This window comes from Variovorax sp. 38R, assembly GCF_014843395.1.
In the GTDB taxonomy this organism is placed as follows: domain Bacteria; phylum Pseudomonadota; class Gammaproteobacteria; order Burkholderiales; family Burkholderiaceae_C; genus Variovorax; species Variovorax paradoxus_H.
On the sequence record NZ_CP062121.1, the window covers coordinates 1830594 to 1848198 of the forward strand.

Here is a 17605-nt window from a genome sequence, read left to right on the forward strand (position 1 = left end):
CCCCAGGGAGAGATCGCCCGTTTTTCCAAGTCGGAGATGATGGCCGAATTCAGAAGCCGTCGCGATGCGGGCGAGGCACCGCTGTCGACGGAAAAACGCATCCTGCACATCGAGGAGCAGGGCGATGAGGCCACCGCGATCCTCTTTCGGCGCATGAGCCGGAACGCCGATCCGGCGCTCTACGAGCTGCGGCTTCGGCGCACGGGCGGCAAGTGGCTGGTCGCCGGCGAAACCGTGATGCCGTGGCCCGACCTGGCCCATGCGAAGGGATTTCTCCCTCCGCGCACCGTGGCTCCGGCCTGACAACCGAGCGCCGTGTTTTCAGGCATGGCGCGCGGCCTGTCAGGTCAGCGCCATGCCGCCGTCGACGCTCAGGTTGACGCCCGTGACGAACACGCTGTCGTCGCCCGCCAGAAACAGCGCCGCTTGCGCCAGATCGTTCGGCTGGCCCAAGCGGCCCAACGGGATCGCTGCCGCCATGCTCTTGTCGAACTCAGGCCGCGCAGCGTCCGTGATGCCCAGCTTCCCGAGGATCGGCGTGTCGACGGGACCCGGGCTCAGTACGTTGACGCGGATGCGGCGCTCCTTGAGCTCGAGCGCCCAGTTGCGTGCGAAGGCTTCGATGGCTGCCTTGCTGCCGGCGTAAACCGCGTGGTTGTCCATCACCTTGTTGCCGGCGATTGAGCTCGTGAGGATGATCGATCCGCCATCGCGCATGAACGGCAGTGCCTTGGTCACGCCGAAGAACACCGCGCGCGTGTTGGTCGCGAACTGCACGTCGTAGGTGTCGATGGTGACGGCAGACGATGGCTCGAGGATGGCCGTTCCTGCATTCGCCACATAGATGTCGATGGCGCCGAAGCGTGCCTTCACCGCTGCGAGCAGGCGGTCGTGCATCGCCAGGTCGGCCACGTCGCCGACGAAGCCCATCGCGTCCGGGCCGATGCTGGCCAGCGCTGTGTCCACTGCGTCCTGGCGGCGCCCCACGATGACGACGTGGGCGCCCTCCGCCGCGAAAGTCTGGGCGTAGGCCAGGCCGATGCCGCTGTTGCCGCCGGTGATCACGGCCACCTTGCCAGTGAGTTTTTGCATGATGCGTTTCCTTGTTCAACGAAGAGAGAAGTCTTCAATCTAGGGTCTCCACGCGAACTCCAGTAGTGGGCAAAAATGGAAAGACTTGTGCCTCGGAGTCTTCAATGAATGTTCTAGCTCACGCACCCGGATTGATGGCCTTTGCCACTGCTGTCGAGGCCGGCTCGTTCAGTGCGGCCGCGCGGGTGCTGGGCACCTCACCATCGGCGGTTTCCAAGGGCGTGGCGCGGTTGGAGCAGCGCTTCGGCGTTCGCCTTTTCCAGCGCTCGACGCGGCTGTTGTCGCTCACGCAGGAGGGGGCCGCGTACTACGAACGCATCGCGCCGTTGCTGCGCGCGCTCGACGAGGCCAGTGACGTGATGCAGCCAGTCGGCATGGCGCGGGGCTTGTTGCGCATCACCGCACCCGGTGACCTGGGGCGCATCTTGCTGGAACCCGTGGTCGGCAAGTTCCTGCCCGGGCACCCGGAGTTGAAGCTGGAAATGAGCCTGGCCGATCGCCACGTTGACCTGATCCGCGAGGGTTACGACATCGCCATCCGCGCAGGGGATGTGGCGGACTCCGACCTCACCGCGCGACGCCTCGCTGACCTGTCGCTCGTGCTGGTGGCGTCGCCCGGCTACCTGGCGCGTCGCGGCACGCCCGCGTCGATCGAGGCTCTGCACAGCCACGCGCATGTGCGCTACATGCTGGGCGGCAAGGCCTTTCCGATCCGCTTTGCCGATGGCACCGTGTTGAACCCGCCCGGCGTGTTCGATACGGACAACAGCGTCGCACTGCGCATCGCGGCGCTCGGCGACCTGGGCATCGTGCAGATCCTGCGCCTGTTCGTGCAGGACGACATCGATGCCGGTCGACTGGTGCCCGTGCTGCCATCGCAGCCGTTGCCGCGTGTGACGATCTCGGCCCTGCATGCCTTCGGGCGCCAGGCACCGGCGCGCGCGCGGCTGTTCATCGAGTTCCTCGCGGCGCAGCTCGAGCGTCTGTCCTGAGGCAGCGCGGCCTTACAGACCCAGCGCCTTTGCCACGCCCGCGCCGTAGGCCGGATCGGCCCGGGTGCAGTTGTCGATGTGGCGACGCTTGATGAACTCCGGGGCATCGCCCATTGCGCGCGCCGTGTTGTCGAACAGCACGTGTTGCTGCGCGGGGCTCATCAGGCGGAACAGGTCGCCGGGCTGCTTGTAGTAGTCGGCATCGTCCTCGCGGAAGTTCCAGAAGTCCGCGTCACCGCGCAACTTCAGCGGCGGCTCGCGGTGGTCGGGTTGTTCCTGCCACTGGCCGAAGCTGTTGGGCTCGTAGTGGGGCGTGCCGCCATAGTTGCCATCGACGCGCATGGTGCCGTCACGGTGGTTGCTGTGCACCGGGCAGCGCGCTGCATTCACCGGAATCTGGTGATGGTTCACGCCCAGGCGGTAGCGCTGCGCGTCCGAGTATGCGAACAGGCGCGCCTGCAGCATCTTGTCGGGCGACACGCCGATGCCCGGCACCAGGTTGCCCGGCGCGAAGGCGCTCTGCTCCACGTCGGCGAAGAAGTTCTCGGGGTTGCGGTTGAGCTCCATGACGCCCACTTCGATCAGCGGGTAGTCCTTCTTGGGCCAGACCTTAGTGAGGTCGAAGGGGTGGTAGGGCACCTTCTGTGCATCAGCTTCGGCCATGACCTGCACGTACAAAGTCCACTTGGGAAAGTCGCCGCGGCCGATCGAATCGAACAGGTCGCGCTGGTGGCTTTCGCGGTCGCCGCCCACGAGGGCCGAAGCCTCGGCATCGGTGAGGTTCTTGATGCCCTGCTGCGTCCTGAAGTGGAACTTGACCCAGAAGCGCTCGTTGGCCGCATTGATGAAGCTGTAGGTGTGCGAGCCGAAGCCGTGCATGTGCCGGTAGCTCGCGGGAATGCCGCGGTCGCTCATCACGATGGTGACCTGGTGCAGCGCCTCGGGCAGCAGGGTCCAGAAGTCCCAGTTGTTGGTGGCGCTGCGCAGGTTGGTCTTGGGGTCGCGCTTCACGGCCTTGTTCAGGTCCGGAAACTTGCGCGGGTCACGCAGGAAGAACACGGGCGTGTTGTTGCCCACCAGGTCCCAGTTGCCTTCTTCGGTGTAGAACTTGAGCGCGAAACCGCGGATGTCGCGCTCGGCATCGGCCGCGCCGCGTTCGCCGGCCACGGTGGTGAAGCGGGCGAACATCTCGGTCTTCTTGCCCACGGCGCTGAAGAGTTTGGCGCGCGTGAACCTCGTGATGTCGTGCGTGACGGTGAAGGTGCCGAAGGCGCCCGAGCCCTTGGCATGCATGCGGCGCTCGGGGATGACCTCGCGATTGAAGTTGGCGAGCTTCTCGAGCAGCCACACGTCCTGCATCAGCAGGGGACCTCGCGGGCCGGCGGTGAGGCTGTTCTGGTTGTCGACCACGGGGGCGCCGAAGGCAGTGGTCAGCGGCGTCTTGCGCGGCGTGTCGGAGGGATTGCTCATGAAGTACTTCTCGAGGCAAGGTATGGATGCGCCGTCGAGGGGGCGCGGAGGGGAGACTCCTAGGTCGCCAGTGCCACGATGGTGGTGATGCCGTTGCGCGCCATCTTGGCGTACGGACAGAACCTCTCGGTGCTGCGCACCAGTTCCTCGGCGACGCTTTTTTCGACGTCGGGCAAGTGAATCCGGACATCGGCCGTGAGCATGAACAGCCCGTCGACGGGGTCGCGACCGAAAGCGACGGACATCTGCACGTTGGCGTCGTGAACCGGAATCCTTCTTTTCGCGGCCAGCAGGTTCAAGGCTCCATGGAAGCACGCGGCGTACGCTGCTGCAAACAGCTGCTCCGGGTTGGTGCCGTCGCCGTTGCCGCCCAGGGCGGTGGGAAGGCGAAGCTGCACGTTCAGGTTGCCGTCGTCAGAGCGCGCCACGCCCGAAGCCCGTCCGTGTTCGGCTTCGCCGCCGCTCACTGTGACGACCGTCGAATAGATCGGGTCGAATTCCTGCCCCTTGTACCTGTCGAGCAGCGCGACAGGAGGCGGGTGCAATCGGCCGCGTTGCGCCGCTTTCGCTGCGACGGCGCCGGCTTTTTCTTTCTGCGTGGGCATTCCAGGCTTCCGTTCAATTCGAGGAGAGGAGCGCTGCGCTCAGGCCGCCGAAACTTCGAGTTCGAAGGCCGCGCTGATGACGAGGCCGAGTTCGTCGCCAATCATCGGAAGCGCGGTGGTGACGCCGTACTCGCTGCGGCGAATGCGCCCCCGGATGTCGAACCCGATCGTGTAAACCTGCTTAACCGGATTCATGCCGGCGCCGACAAAGCTCACGTCGAACGTGACGTTGCGCGTCACGCCGTGCAAGGTGAGTGCGCCAGCCACCTGAAACGAATTTTCGGACAGGGAAAGAGGCGCAGCGAAATCGAACGCGATCGATGGAAACCGCTCACCATCGAGCCACTCGCGGCTTCTGAGTTCGTCGTCGAGGATCCGGCTCGTCGTTCTCACGTTGGCGACCGGTACGGACACCGCCAGGCGTGTCTGGCTGCCATTTGCTGACAGTGGAATGTCGAGTGTGCCGGCAGGCGCGATGAATTCGCCGTGGTAGGTCGAGATGCCGAAGTGCGACACGCTGAACAGCACATGCGAATGGACGGGATCGATGACATAGCGCCCGCGGCTGACGTCAGCCAGGTTCGATGAGGCGAATGTGGAGCGCTGGGGGCTGTCGGGCATGGGGTTCACCAGGAGGGGGAGGGGAGCCTTGGGGCAGCAGCCCCCGGTCGCGTCGGGGCGCGGCCGAGGGCGGGCTTCGTGTCAGCGTGCGGGCTTGGGCAGCGCGTACCAGGCTTCGAAGTTGAGCGCACCGATGCGCGGGTTGGGGCCCGGCACGAGCGTGTCGTCCTTCAGTTCCGCGCCGAAGTAACGCGCGTGCACGTCCTGGACGACCTTGCGCGGATCGTTGGTCTTGGCGAGAAAACGCTGCACCAGATCGGACAAGCGAACACGCTCTGGGCCCGCAATCTCGACCACACCGTTCACGGGGTTGCCGAGGGTGTAGTCCGCGACGGCGGCGGCGACGTCATCCGATGCGATCGGTTGCACGAAGGCCGGCGAGAGGTGCACGATGTCGCCGTCGGTGCCCGACTGAGCGATGCCGCCGAGGAACTCGAAGAACTGGGTCGAATGGACGATGGTGTACGGAATCTTCGATTCGCGGATCAGCTTCTCCTGCGCGATCTTGCCGCGGAAGTAGCCACTCTCGGAAAGGCGATCGGTGCCGACCACCGACAGCGCCACATGGTGCTTCACGCCGGCCACGGCTTCCGCGGCCAGCAGGTTGCGTCCCGAGGTTTCGAAGAACTCGAGCACGGCCTTGTCCTCAAACGAAGGCGAGTTCGCCACGTCCAGCACCACCTGCGTGCCTTGCAGGGCCTCGGCCAGGCCTTCGCCGGTGATGGTGTTCACGCCCGAGGCAGGCGATGCGGCGACGACCTCATGGCCGGCGTCGCGCAGCTTGCTGACGACCTTCGAACCGATGAGGCCCGAGCCGCCGATGACAACGATCTTCATGATGATTTCCTTGTAGCCCGCAAGGGGCAGGGTGGTTGATGGGAAACGGTTCCTGCCAGCGGGGCTCAGGCGAGCTTCGCCTTGTCCAGGCCGAAGACCTTGTCGGAGGCGCCGGGCACGCTCTTGAAGGCGATGTTCAGACGGCTCCAGGCGTTCGTCGACATGACGAGGAAGGTGAGATCGGAGATTTCCTTTTCCGACAGCTGTGTGCGCACGCGCTCGTAGATGTCGTCGGGCACGCCTTGCTCGGGCAGCTTGGTCAGCACTTCGGTCCAGGCCAGCGCCGCACGCTCGCGCGGGATGAACAGCGTCGATTCGCGCCATGCGGCCAGGTGGTACAGGCGCAGCTCGCGCTCGCCCTGGATCTTGGCCTGCTTGACGTGCATGTCCAGGCAGAAGGTGCAGCCGTTGAGCTGCGACGTGCGGATCGACACGAGGTTGCGAAGCGGCTCTTCGATCGCGCCCTCCTTGATGGCATTGAGGAACTCGACGAACTTCTTGAAGAGTTCGGGCGACTGCTCGACATAGTTGACACGTTGGGTCATGACTGGCTCCTGGGAATGGGTGGCGCATGCCTGGACTCAGAATCGGCTGAGTCGTCCGTTTGCGAAGATCGCTTAGACAGGGACGTAGCGTAGGTTCGGGAGGTCGCGACCGGTAGCCACGCGCGAGGCCTCACGGTGTTGCCCCACGCGCAACAATCCCGCGGGGGACTCGGCATGTTTCCGAAATGGCACCAGTCGAAAGTGAAAAGCGGCGAGACCGCGTCCTAGAATTTTTTGGGGCGCCCGGGCCAACGCGGCGTCATCCCATTCACTTTCGGAAAGCCAATCCCATGTTCAAGCACATCACCGTCATGACCGCCGCCTTCCTGGCCGCGGCGAGCGTCTTCGCACAATCGGCGGAGAACCAGCCCATCACCGACAGCAAGCCACAGGTACGCGCGCAGGCCAGGGTGGCGGCCAAGACGCAGGGCAAGATCGCCCCACCCACGGGCGACACGGACAAGACCGCCGAAGGAGGCGCGATCGGAACGGACAGGGCCGCCGTCGCCGGTGAGAAGCGCCACCAGACGCGCGACGCGCGCAAGCCGAATCGCCGCAAGCCCGTCCCCGGCGGCACGCCCAACTGAGCCACGCACGTTGGGTCCGAGCGAAGGAAGCCTGCCAGTCCTTGGCGGGCTTCATCGCATTGGGGCGCTGCAGCGGTCAGCTGCCGGTCGCCACCGAAAGAGCACGGGCGTTCACCATGTCTGCGATGACGTGCAGCACATCGGCCGGCTCCGCGCGCTTTCGAATGTCTTCCTCGATGTGGGCGAAACGGATGCGGCCTTCCTCGTCAATCACATAGGTCGCCGGAACTGGCAGAACCCACAAGCCATTGCCGTTCAGCACGGGAATGTCGGTGCCCACCGAACCGTAGAAGTTCACAAGCTCGGGCGGCAGCGTGAAGGCCAGCTCGAAGCCATTGGCGGCCTCGAGGTTCGAATCGCTGAGCACGGTAAACGCGAGCTGGTTGTCCTCGGCCGTGCGCATCGAGTGGTCGGGCGTCTGCGGCGAGATCGCCAGCAGCGTGGCACCGAGTCGTGCCAGCTCGTCTGCGCGCTGATGCCAGGCCCGCAGCTGGAGGCTGCAGTAGCCGCACCAGCCGCCGCGGTAGAAGACCAGCACGAGCGGTCCCTTGCGCCACACGTCCGACAGACGAACCAGGCGGCCAGAGCCGTCCGGCAGAGTCGCGTCAGCCGCCAGGTCGCCGGCGCGCTTGGCGCGGGCAGCGATGCCCGTGGCGTCGAACACCGCATCGGCGGTGTCGTTGTGATCAAAATCGGAAAGTTGCGGGCTCATGGGAAGGCTCTGAAAAGTAGGTGGAGATCGATCGCATCGCAGCCGAGGCTCAGACAAGCTGCTTGTCGACATAGCACCATCGCCAGGATTCGCCGGGCTCTACAGACTGCACGACCGGATGGCCGGTCTCGTGGAAATGTTCGGTCGCGTGCTTTCCCTGGGACGAGTCGCAACACCCGACGTGCCCGCAGGTCAGGCACATGCGCAAGTGAACCCAGCGGCCGCCGGTGCGCAGGCATTCCTCGCATCCATTGGTGTTCGGCGTGACGGGGCGGATCTGGGCCAAGTGCGTGCAGCCGGCGGTCATGCGCGCACCTGCGGCTGGGACGATGGCAAGGGGAGGGGGATCTTCATGGCATGGGCTCCTTGGCGTTCGCCGGCGGCGAACAGGTCGATCTACATGGATGCATAGGTGGGACCGTCGCCCCCTTCGGGCGCGATCCACACGATGTTCTGGGTCGGGTCCTTGATGTCGCAGGTCTTGCAATGGATGCAGTTCTGCGCATTGATCTGCAGCCGGTCCTCGCCCTTGTCGTTCTGCAGGAACTCGTAGACGCCGGCGGGGCAGTAGCGGCTTTCGGGGCCGGCGTACATGCGCAAGTTGACGTCGACCGGCACCGCCGCATCGCGCAGCGTCAGGTGTACCGGCTGGTCTTCCGCATGGTGCGTGTTGCTCAGATAGACCGAGCTCAGGCGGTCGAAGCTGCGCACGCCGTCCGGCTTCGGATACGCGATGGGCTCGCATTGGTCCGCAGGCCGCAGGCTCGCGTGGTCCGGGCGCGTGTTGTGCAGCGTCCAGGGCGGCGCGGCAATGCCCAGCTTGGGCATGAGCCACTGCTCGACGCCGGTCATCAGCGTGCCGGCGAGCGAGCCCTTCTTGAACCACAGCTTGAAGTTGCGGGACTGGTGCAGCTCCGTGCGCAGCCAGCTGCCTTCGAAGGCGCGCGGATAGTCCGCAAGTTCGTCGCCCGAACGCCCGGCGTGCAGCGCCGCGCAGGCGGCTTCCGCTGCCAGCATGCCGGTCTTGAGGGCCGCATGGCTGCCCTTGATGCGCGCGGCGTTCAGATAGCCCGCCTCGCAACCGACCAGCGCACCACCGGGAAACACGGTGCGCGGCAGGCTCTGCGGCAAGCCGTTGTTGATGGCCCGTGCGCCGTAGCCGATGCGCTTGCCGCCATCGAGATGCCGGCGGATTGCTGGGTGCGTCTTCCAGCGCTGGAACTCTTCGAACGGGCTCAGCCAGGGGTTGCGATAGTCGAGCCCGAGGACAAAGCCCAGCGCCAGCTGGTTGCCGTCGAGGTGATAGAGAAAGCCGCCGCCGAACGTTTCGCGGTCCATGGGCCAGCCTGCGGTGTGCACGACCAGGCCCGGTTCGGCGCGGGAAGGGGCGACTTCCCACAGCTCCTTCAGGCCGATGGCGTAGCTGGGCGCATCCCGCCCTGCGTCCAGCCCGAACCTGGCGATCAATTGCCGTCCGAGCTGTCCGCGCGCGCCCTCGGCAAAGATCGTGTACTTGCCCCGAAGCTCGACGCCGGGCTGGAACGCGGCCGTCGGCTCGCCGTCGCGGCCTACACCCATGTTTCCGGTAGCCACGCCCGCCACGCGTCCTTGCGGGTCGTAGAGGATCTCAGTCGCCGCAAAGCCCGCGAAGATCTCGACGCCAAGGCTCTCCGCGTGCGCAGCCAGCCACTTGACCAGCAGGCCGAGGCGCACGACGAAGTTGCCTTCGTTGCGAAAGCACTGCGGTGTCAGGAAACGGGGCGTGCGCATCGCACGTTGCTTGCCAAGGAACAGGAACTCGTCGCGCGTGACCGGTTGACTCAGGGGCGCGCCCAGGGTGCGCCAGTCGGGCAGCAGCTCGTCGATGGCGCGAGGGTCCATCACGGCGCCTGAGAGCGTGTGCGCACCGGGCTCGCTGCCTTTTTCGAGCACCGCGACCGAGAGGCCTGCATCGATCTGCTTGATTCGGATGGCCGCCGCCATGCCGGCGGGTCCACCGCCCACGATGACGACGTCGTAGTCCATCGACTCACGTGGTACGGGCACGGACGGCTCGGAGGGGGCCGGGGCTGGGGTCATGGAGGGGCCTAGAGGTCGAGCCGGATCGCGCCATTGCTGACGTAACGCGAGAAGTTCTGGAACGGAATGGCCGCCTGCGCGCGGTAGTTCTCGTCCTGCCAGCTGAAGACTGTGTCCATCCGGGCGACTTCGACCTGCACGAGACCACGGCGCACTTCGAGCTCGGGGCCGTCGCCTTCGCTGTACTCGACCACGCCGACCACTTCGGCAGCCAGTGTGGTGGCCAGGTTGTCGCGGATTCGTTCGTTCAGGCGCATCAGCTGATCCGGGGCGCTGCCCGCATGTTGGGTACGCGGCGCCAGCCCTTCCTCCATCACGAGCGCCGCATGCACGCCTTCATCGGCATGCATGCGGCGAACGAAGGCCGTCAGGTGGTCCAAGCCGTGCAAGCCGACCTTCGTGCCGATGGCCCAGCGCAGCATCACGAAGTGATAGGCATCGGCGATGGAGCGCTGGCCCGTGAGCCATGCGCGTCCGGCGAGTTGCGCATCGAGCCGCGCGAGGTACTCGCGCACGTGGCTGCGCGCAGTGGCAGCCAGTCGCGCCGCCTGGCCGTCGTCCGGCAGGTAGCGCTCGGGAAAGAAGATCGGCCTGAACGCCTTGTGCACATCGGAGTTCAGGAAACCGAGCCAGCGCATCACCTCCGCCCGCGCGCGCGGCGAACCGTCGCCAGCCAGCTGCAGCTGCGGATGCAGGTCCGCAAGGTAGCCAAGGATGGCGACGTTCTCGGTCAGCGTGAAGTCGCCATCCACAAGCAGCGGTACTGTGCCCGTCGGGTTGAGCGCCAGGTACTCCGGCGTCTTGATGCTGTGGCGGTCCATGCGCACCGTCTCGTACGGCTGGCCGGACCACTCGAGCACGATGTGATCGGCCAGCGCACTGGCGCCTGGCATGTAGAAGAGTTTCATGGCGGGGGTCCTGTATGCGTGTGCCGGCTTCCTGTTGCAGGAAGCAAGGGATGCCTTCCACCCGCCGCGTCGCCGTGTTGCTGGTCGGATTTACGCGGGGACACCGCGCCGACGTGAGTCTGTCCCGTGCACGAACGGGTGGAAAGTGCACGCCTCATTACAGCCGCCTCGGCGATCTGACACCCGTCATCTTCGTTGCGGCGGGTGGAATGCAACCGGTGGGTTATTTCACTGGAATAAAGAACTCGGCGCCCTTGTTCTTCACGAGCATGACGACGAACTTCGCAGGTTTGGTCTTGCTTGCGTTGCGCCCGACGGTGTGGATGTCGTCGGGGCCTTCGTAGAAAGTGTCGCCGGGCTTGAGTGTGACTTCCTTGTCGCCTTTGACGCCCATCACGATCGAGCCTTCGAGCACGTACACGTAGCTGTGGGCGTCATGACGATGCACGGGGTCGGCGGCGCCGGGCGGATAGTCCACCGTGATCATCAGCACTTCCTTGCCGGGGATGTCCTTCATCTCCTGGGTCAGCAGCGGCGTCACCTTGGCGTCCTTGGGCCCGCCGTGCGCGGCGGCGTGCTGTGACAGGGCAGCGCCTGCGGCGAGCAGGAATGTGAGCCCGAGGCTTCTTGCGATCTTGGTCATGGTCTTGCCTTTGTTGATGCGATGGATGAATCGTAGGATCGGGTCCTGGGGTGCGGTAGGCCTGTGCGATGGATCACGGTGTTGTCTGCAAGGCACCAATCGGGCGTTGGCAGCACGTCCTGGTGCCCCGGCACCAGCCGCAGCGACGAGTGCAGTCATCGTTGGTCCTTTCCCTGATGCAGCGGTCGCTGGCGTCGGTCGCCTTGTGCAGGCTTGCGGTTCGGCTGGCTCAGTGCGTTCTCCAGCGCGATGGCAAGGCTCAGGCCTACCAGCGCTTCTTGCCCTATCAGCGCGAGGACTTCCTGGCAGAGCGCATCGTGAGCGGGTGTCGTGCCTCGCCGCGCCAGCGCCTCCGCCCATGCGAGCGCGGTCTGCTCCTGCGGCCGCAGCCCCGTGCCCGCTTCGCGCCAATCGGCCACCAGCACGAGCTTGTCGATCGAAAAGCCCGCATCGATCAGCGACAGGAAGTGGGCGTCGATGCGCGCGTCGCATCCATGAACCTGGGCGACACGCAGCTTGGCCAGCCCGACCAAGCCCATGCATAGGCCGCTGCGTTCGACGCACCGATGAATGAGATCTGCGGCCGCTTCGTGGGAGGAAGGCGGGCTCCGCAGGGGACCTTCGGGTGTCGCAAGGCGGTGTGTGCTTGCTTGGCGCGGCGCCTCGCTCATGCCGGGGGCTCCCCTTCCACAGGCTCGAAACGCGCGCCCGCTTCGAGCGTTCGGTGTACGGGGCATCGCTGCGCCATTTCAAGAAGCTCCTCGCGTTGCGCTTGCGTGAGGGTGCCCTCGATGGACACCCGGCGGCTGAAGACATCGGGCGGGGCGGCCGACTTGTCCTTTCGGTGGCTCACCGCGGTGCGGATGCGCGCGACCGGCCAGCCCTTGCTGTCGGCGTAGTGGCGCAGCGTCATGGTCGTGCAGGCGGCGAGCGCGGACGACAGGAGGTTGTAGGGTGTCGGTCCTGAACCGAGCCCGCCCACCGTGGCGGGTTCGTCGGCGAGCCAGCGCGAGCCGCCCGAGCGCAGCGCGAGTTGGAATTTGCCTAAGCCCGTTTCTTCGGCCTCGGCATCCGCCGCGATGGGGTGCCCGGCGGGCGGCTCGGGCAGGTAGGGGGCCGCCCAGGTCGCGATGAGGTGCGCGACCTGTTCGGCGTCTTCGCGCTTGGACAGCAGATGGTCCGCATCATCGAGCGAGACGAAACTCTTCGGGTGCCTTGCTGCCAGAAAGATGCGCGTGGCGTTCTCGATGTCGACCGTCCGGTCCTGCGGCGCGTGCAGCAGCAGCAGCGGCCGATGCAGTGCCGCGATGCGCGCACCCGGGTCGTGTGCGCGCAAGTCGTCCACGAAGGCCCTGCCCACCGCCATGGGCCGTCCGACCACCTGGACCAGCGCATGCCCCTCGGTCTCCAGGCGCGCAAGACCCGCCGGGTCCAGCAGGTGCAGCACCTGGGCCACATCGAACGGCGCGGCAATGGTCGCAATCGCTCGCGCGGTCGCGATGCGGCCTGCCGCGGCGAGCACGGCGGAGCCGCCCAGGCTGTGACCGATGAGCAGGCGCGCCGGCATGCCGGCGGCTTTCATGGCATCGGCGGCGCACACGAGGTCCTGCACGTTCAGCGAGAAGCTCGCATCGGCGAAGCTGCCCTCGCTGTCACCCAGCCCGGTGAAATCGAAGCGAAGTACGCCGATACCCGCGCTGGCCAGCGCGCGAGCGATGCGCACGGCCGCGAGGTTGTTCTTGCCGCAGGTGAAACAGTGCGCGAAAAGCGCCCAACCCCGCTGAATGCCCTCGGGCATTTCGAGGCTGCCTGACAGGCGGTGTCCCTGGGCATTGATGACTTCGAAGGGGCGTGTTGGCACGGGGCGAGTTCCTGTGTCTAGAGCAGATGCGTTCGGATCGGGATGCCGGCCTTGAGCGTCAGGGTCACCGGGGTTCGCTCGGCGATGTCGACCAGGCGCGCCTTCTGGGCGTCGTCCACACCGAGCAGGCGCAGCGATCTTTCGATCGCCATGGCGTTGTCTACCCGGGACAGGTGCAGGTCGACCTGCACCGATTCGAGGGGCCAGCTCCTGAGATCGGCATACATGCGCAGCGTGATGGCGGTGCATGCCCCCAGGCCGGCGATCACCAGTTCGTAGGGCGTGGCTCCGGCGCCTTCGCCGCCAAGAACGGAGGGCTCGTCCGAGACGAGCGTTTGGCCGCTGGCCAGGTCGATCTGCGTGCGGTAGTGGTCGCGTCCGATGCGCGCTGTGCCTTGGGCCATGATCGAGCCTCTTTCTTCACGCCGAAGCGGAGCCTGCGGGCGGCGTGTCCGCAGGCAGGGGGATGAATTCGCTGTCGCCGGGTACGCCCGCAAAGCGCTGTGCACGCCAGTCGTCCTTGGCCTGTGCGATGCGCTCGGCGCGAGAAGAGACAAAGTTCCACTCGATGTGCCGTGGCTCGGCAAACGGCTCCCCACCAATCAGCATCAGCCGCGCAGCGCCGGCCGCGCGCAACACGAGTTCGGCGTCGGCCTTGAAAACCACGAGTTCTCCGGCTTCGAAGCGGCCGGCTTGGCCAATGACCTCGAGGGCGCCTGACACCACATAGACCGCGCGCTCCATGTGCTCTGCCTTCACCTGGTAGCGCGCGGCGTCCTCGAGCACGATGTCGGCGTACACCATGTCGGAGTACGTGCGCACCGGTGATACCAGACCATCGCTGCGTCCGGCGATCAGCGTCAATGTGGCGCCCTCCGATGCCGTGCGGGGAATGGTCGTGGCGGCGTGATGAAAGAAGCCCGGCTCGGCCTCCTCGTGCGCTGTCGGAAGCGCCACCCAGGCCTGGATGCCGAAGAGCGACGCGCCGGCCCGGCGCTGCGTGGGGGGCGTGCGCTCGGAGTGGACGATGCCTGAACCCGCGGTCATCCAGTTGACCTCGCCCGGGCGGATGACCTGCACGTTGCCCAGGCCGTCGCGGTGCGTGATCTCGCCCGCGATCAGGTACGTGACCGTGGCCAGACCGATGTGTGGGTGCGGTCGCACGTCGAAGGCCTGGCCAGCGGCGAAGGTCGCAGGTCCCATGTGGTCGAAGAAGATGAACGGCCCGACCATCCGCCGGTGCGCCGACGGCAAGGCACGCCGAACCTTGAACCCGTCTCCGAGATCGCGCACTGGCGGCAGGATGACGGCCTCGACACCAGCGACTTCACTCTGGCGAGTGGACATGGCAGTCTCAGCCTGCCAGGCGCGCCGCGAGCCGCGCCACGTGTTCACCCTGGAAGCGGGCGATCGACAGCTCGTTGTCCGAGGGCGTGCGCTTGCCGTCGGAGCCGGCCAGCGTGGCGGCGCCGTAGGGCGAACCGCCGGTGATCTCGGCCATGTTCGTCAGGCCTGTGCACGAGTACGGCACGCCAGCGACCAACATGCCGTGATGCAGCAGCGTCGAATGCAGCGACACGAGGGTAGTTTCCTGTCCGCCATGCTGCGTGCCTGTCGAGGTGAAGGCGCTGCCGATCTTGTTGATGAGCGCGCCCGAGGCCCACAGGCCACCGGTCTGGTCGAGGAAGGTGCGCATCTGCCCGGCGATGTTGCCGAAGCGCGTGGGTGCGCCAAAGATGATCGCGTCGTAGTCCGGCAACTCCGCCACCGTGGCAATCGGTGCCGCTTGATCGGCCTTGCCGCCGGCCTGGCGGAACGCGTCGGCCGGCATGGTCTCGGGCACGCGCTTGAGGGCTACTTCGCAGCCTTCGACCGATCGCGCGCCATCGGCGATCGCGTGGGCCATCGTTTCGAGGTGGCCGTACATGCTGTAGTAGAGAACGAGAACTTTGCTCATGGTGAAGGTCCGGGTGTGGTGTGAGGGAAAAGGGAAAGGGTTCAGGCGTCGGGCGCGGTCGAATCGCGCCAGCACAGCGCCGCAAGTACGGCACCTTCGCCTTCGATCTCGAACTCGTCGGGCAACGGCCCGTCGATGCGTTCCAGTTGCACGGTGCCGGCCAGCCGTTCGCGCAGATCGCGCGCCCAACGGCTGCCGTGCGCCATCCAGGCGGGGCTGATCTCGTCGCCGTCCAGCGAGGGTTCCAGCATGACGATGACGCGCAGCATGGGCTCGTCGGTCGCCTGGACGGCCCACAGCCGCCGCACGGCAGGCTGTTCGGCGTACCAGCGGGCGAGCGCGCCCGAGGTGGCGCAACGCGGTTCGCAGGATTGGGGGGGAGCGGCCAGCGAAAGTCTCATGGCGTTCCGGCTTGCTGCGGCATATCGCGCTCTGCGTCCAGCGCGGCTTGCACGCCGGCGTCGCCGTCCATCATGCGGACGAAGCGTGCGAGGTTGTCCAGTCCCTGCATGTCGACCTTCTTGGCGGCCGACCAGCGCGAGAGCACGAAGAGGTACGGGTCGGCGATGGAACGTTCGCCGGTGAGCCAGTCGCGCCCTTCGAGTTGGTCATCGAGTCGCGCGAGATAGTCGCGCACATGGCCGCGCGCGTTGTCGGCCAGCACGGGCGCCATCGCCGCGTCCTTCAGGAAACGCTGGGGCACGAAGATCGGCTTGAAGGCCTTGTGCACATCCGAGTTGAGAAAGCCCAGCCAGCGCATGACCTCGGCGCGGGCGCGCGGCGAGCCGTCGCCCAGCAGGCGCGCCTCGGGGTACAGGTCCGCCAGGTAGCCGAGGATGGCGACGTTCTCGGTGAGCGTCAGGTCGCCGTGTGCCAGCAGCGGCACGGTGCCGCCCGCGTTGATGGCAAGGTAGTCGGGCGACTTGATGCTTTCCAGGCTCATGCGCACGGGCTCGTGGTCTGCGCCGATCCACTGGAGAACGATCAGGTCGGCGAGGGAGCATGCGCCGGGCATGTGATAGAGCTTCATGAGGAATCCGTTGGTTTGAAGTGAGTTCTTCGCTTTCGGCGGGGCGGTCGGCCTCGCGTCGTGAAGGAGGGGCTGGCGAACGAGTCGATGCTAGGCAGGCGTGCGCAGAGGCGGTAGGCATTTGCCGGGGTGCACCGTGTTGTCGCGGGCGCACCAATCGCGGTGACGGTGCGCGGCGCATTGGTGCGCGCAGGGCAACACCGCGGTCACGCCATGGCACCTACCGCGGTCGACGAGGTGCTTCTACGATCCCTGTGAACCCCGACACCTGGAGCACGCATGCCGCCCATCGAGCCCGGCGAATCGGACAGCGACGTGAAGGTCCTGAGCGGCGCGCAGCGGGCCGTGGCGCACATGCAGCCCGCGGGCTGTGTGGCTTCGGGCGCAGCCGTATCAATGGCCGATGTGCACGGCTCGGCCCACCGACAGCCCGAGTCCGCACATCGCCAGGCACAGCACCAGGCAGACCGCCAGCGGCATCGTCCAGTTGCCCGCGGCTTCATGCAGGAAGCCGATCAAGGTCGGGCCGACGGCCGCCAGCAGGTAGCCGATGCACTGCGACATGCCCGAGAGCGATGCGGCAATTTGCTGGCTGCCGGCGCGCAGTCCGACGAAGGCCAGGCTCAGGATCAGTGCCGATCCCATGCCCATGCCGAAGGCGAAGATCCACAGCGGCGTCAGTGCAGGCAGGACCAGCAGGCCCGCCAAGCCAAAGGCACTCAGCGCGGGCGAGGCGAAGGCGAGCCAGCGTTGGTCAGGCATGCGATGCAGCAGCGGCATCAACAACAGCGCGGGCACGGCCCCCGCCAGTTGCATCCATCCGTGCAGCGTGCCAGCGCGCGCGCTCGAGAAGCCGGCCTCCTGCAGGATCGAAGGCAGCCATGCAATCGCCGCGAAGTAGATGAAGCAGGTGAGACCCAGGTACCCCGCCACCTGCCAGGCCAGAGAGGCCTTCCACACCGATGCGCCCCGCGCCCCCTTGGCAAGGCCCGGAGCCGAGACGGTGCGAAAGCGCAGTTGCGGCAACCACAGCAACGCGGCGGCGAGCGGCAGCACGGCGACCGTGCCCAGCGAGGCGGGCCACCCGGCGCCCAGCGCATGGTCCAGCGGCACGGCCACGGCCGACGCGATGCCAGCGGCGGCGATCATCGCCAGCGCATAGCAGGCCGTGAGCTTCGCCACATGGTGAGGAAAGTCTCTTTTCAGCAAGCTGGGCAACAGCACGTTGGCGATGGCGATCGCGCCGCCGATCACGCAGGTCCCCGCATAGAGCGCCGACACGGTGCCGGCCGAGCGCACGGCGATACCGGCAAGCAGAAACGCCAGCGACGCGAAGAGCACGCGCTCCAGGCCGAACCGGTGCGCAAGGGACGCAGCGAGTGGAGACACCAGCGCGAACGCGAGGAGCGGAAGCGTCGTCAACAGGCCGGCCTGCGAGGCGTTCAGCGCGAAACTCTCGCGCACGGGTTCGAGCAAGGGCCCGAGCGTGGTGATCGGTGCCCGAAGGCTGGCCGCGATGAGCAGGATGCCGGCGATGAGAAGCGCGGCACGGGGCGAGGAGTCAGCGGGTTGAGAAGAATGCATGGAGGTCCGAGGAAATGCGGGATGCCACGGTCGAATCTAGTGACGATGCGCCAATTCGAATGCCTGTGGTCCGACTGAATAT

General features: G+C 66.4%; 22 protein-coding genes. 3 read left to right on the top strand and 19 right to left on the bottom strand.

Features of this window, described 5'->3' with window-relative positions; translation table 11 throughout:
* The first annotated feature begins 36 nt into the window (after positions 1-36).
* On the top strand, positions 37-303 hold the full coding sequence (locus IG196_RS08195; protein WP_225616967.1) for a hypothetical protein: 267 nt from the start codon (positions 37-39) through the stop codon (positions 301-303).
* A 39-nt stretch (positions 304-342) separates the two neighbouring features.
* Here IG196_RS08195 and IG196_RS08200 read toward each other — a convergent pair whose 3' ends face one another.
* Positions 343-1092: an SDR family NAD(P)-dependent oxidoreductase gene (locus IG196_RS08200; RefSeq protein ID WP_192195739.1), complete on the bottom strand. Its 750-nt coding sequence runs from the start codon at positions 1090-1092 to the stop codon at positions 343-345.
* A 104-nt stretch (positions 1093-1196) separates the two neighbouring features.
* Here IG196_RS08200 and IG196_RS08205 point away from each other — a divergent pair, with 104 nt between their 5' ends.
* Positions 1197-2084 carry a LysR family transcriptional regulator gene (locus IG196_RS08205; protein ID WP_192195740.1) on the top strand — a complete coding sequence of 296 codons (888 nt, stop codon included), beginning with the start codon at positions 1197-1199 and terminating at the stop codon, positions 2082-2084.
* Between the two features lie 12 nt (positions 2085-2096).
* On the opposite strand, the gene IG196_RS08210 is transcribed toward IG196_RS08205, so the two are convergent.
* From IG196_RS08210 to IG196_RS08230, 5 genes are all read right to left on the bottom strand, one after another.
* Positions 2097-3554: a catalase gene (locus tag IG196_RS08210; RefSeq protein WP_192195741.1), complete on the bottom strand. Its 1458-nt coding sequence runs from the start codon at positions 3552-3554 to the stop codon at positions 2097-2099.
* Positions 3555-3613: 59 nt separating this feature from the next.
* Complete coding sequence (locus IG196_RS08215; RefSeq protein ID WP_192195742.1) at positions 3614-4159, bottom strand: Ohr family peroxiredoxin; 546 nt, start codon at positions 4157-4159, stop codon at positions 3614-3616.
* A gap of 39 nt (positions 4160-4198) precedes the next feature.
* Positions 4199-4780: a YceI family protein gene (locus IG196_RS08220; protein WP_192195743.1), complete on the bottom strand. Its 582-nt coding sequence runs from the start codon at positions 4778-4780 to the stop codon at positions 4199-4201.
* 81 nt (positions 4781-4861) lie between these two features.
* Positions 4862-5617, bottom strand: coding sequence for an SDR family oxidoreductase (locus tag IG196_RS08225; protein WP_192195744.1), 756 nt, complete (start codon positions 5615-5617; stop codon positions 4862-4864).
* A 65-nt stretch (positions 5618-5682) separates the two neighbouring features.
* Positions 5683-6162: a carboxymuconolactone decarboxylase family protein gene (locus tag IG196_RS08230; RefSeq protein WP_192195745.1), complete on the bottom strand. Its 480-nt coding sequence runs from the start codon at positions 6160-6162 to the stop codon at positions 5683-5685.
* A 290-nt stretch (positions 6163-6452) separates the two neighbouring features.
* Between IG196_RS08230 and IG196_RS08235 the strand changes: the two genes are divergently transcribed.
* Positions 6453-6749, top strand: a complete 297-nt coding sequence (locus IG196_RS08235) for a hypothetical protein (protein ID WP_192195746.1) — start codon at positions 6453-6455, stop codon at positions 6747-6749.
* A gap of 76 nt (positions 6750-6825) precedes the next feature.
* Here IG196_RS08235 and IG196_RS08240 read toward each other — a convergent pair whose 3' ends face one another.
* The 13 genes from IG196_RS08240 to IG196_RS08300 all read right to left on the bottom strand — a co-directional run bounded on the left by IG196_RS08240 (position 6826) and on the right by IG196_RS08300 (position 17523).
* Positions 6826-7461, bottom strand: coding sequence for a peroxiredoxin-like family protein (locus IG196_RS08240; protein ID WP_192195747.1), 636 nt, complete (start codon positions 7459-7461; stop codon positions 6826-6828).
* A gap of 49 nt (positions 7462-7510) precedes the next feature.
* A complete protein-coding gene (locus tag IG196_RS08245; RefSeq protein WP_192195748.1) occupies positions 7511-7768 on the bottom strand; it encodes a ubiquitin carboxyl-terminal hydrolase 14 in 258 nt (85 codons plus the stop codon).
* Positions 7769-7857: 89 nt separating this feature from the next.
* Positions 7858-9540, bottom strand: coding sequence for an electron transfer flavoprotein-ubiquinone oxidoreductase (locus IG196_RS08250; RefSeq protein ID WP_192195749.1), 1683 nt, complete (start codon positions 9538-9540; stop codon positions 7858-7860).
* Positions 9541-9548: 8 nt separating this feature from the next.
* Positions 9549-10448, bottom strand: coding sequence for a glutathione S-transferase family protein (locus IG196_RS08255; protein ID WP_192195750.1), 900 nt, complete (start codon positions 10446-10448; stop codon positions 9549-9551).
* 223 nt (positions 10449-10671) lie between these two features.
* Positions 10672-11091, bottom strand: coding sequence for a cupin domain-containing protein (locus tag IG196_RS08260; protein WP_192195751.1), 420 nt, complete (start codon positions 11089-11091; stop codon positions 10672-10674).
* Between the two features lie 155 nt (positions 11092-11246).
* Complete coding sequence (locus IG196_RS08265; protein ID WP_412556372.1) at positions 11247-11828, bottom strand: carboxymuconolactone decarboxylase family protein; 582 nt, start codon at positions 11826-11828, stop codon at positions 11247-11249.
* Positions 11759-12889, bottom strand: a complete 1131-nt coding sequence (locus tag IG196_RS08270; protein ID WP_192195753.1) for a bifunctional alpha/beta hydrolase/OsmC family protein — start codon at positions 12887-12889, stop codon at positions 11759-11761. Before IG196_RS08270 ends, IG196_RS08265 begins: the two co-directional genes overlap by 70 nt.
* A gap of 80 nt (positions 12890-12969) precedes the next feature.
* Complete coding sequence (locus tag IG196_RS08275; protein WP_192195754.1) at positions 12970-13356, bottom strand: OsmC family protein; 387 nt, start codon at positions 13354-13356, stop codon at positions 12970-12972.
* 16 nt (positions 13357-13372) lie between these two features.
* Entirely contained in the window at positions 13373-14299 is a 927-nt protein-coding gene (locus IG196_RS08280) for a pirin family protein (protein ID WP_192195755.1), read from the bottom strand.
* Between the two features lie 7 nt (positions 14300-14306).
* A complete protein-coding gene (gene wrbA / locus IG196_RS08285; protein ID WP_192195756.1) occupies positions 14307-14909 on the bottom strand; it encodes an NAD(P)H:quinone oxidoreductase in 603 nt (200 codons plus the stop codon).
* 41 nt (positions 14910-14950) lie between these two features.
* Positions 14951-15310, bottom strand: coding sequence for a hypothetical protein (locus tag IG196_RS08290; RefSeq protein ID WP_225616969.1), 360 nt, complete (start codon positions 15308-15310; stop codon positions 14951-14953).
* Positions 15307-15939: a glutathione S-transferase family protein gene (locus tag IG196_RS08295; protein ID WP_192195757.1), complete on the bottom strand. Its 633-nt coding sequence runs from the start codon at positions 15937-15939 to the stop codon at positions 15307-15309. The genes IG196_RS08290 and IG196_RS08295 overlap by 4 nt, the downstream gene beginning before the upstream one ends.
* 393 nt (positions 15940-16332) lie before the next feature.
* Positions 16333-17523 carry an MFS transporter gene (locus IG196_RS08300; RefSeq protein WP_192195758.1) on the bottom strand — a complete coding sequence of 397 codons (1191 nt, stop codon included), beginning with the start codon at positions 17521-17523 and terminating at the stop codon, positions 16333-16335.
* Positions 17524-17605 lie beyond the last annotated feature (82 nt).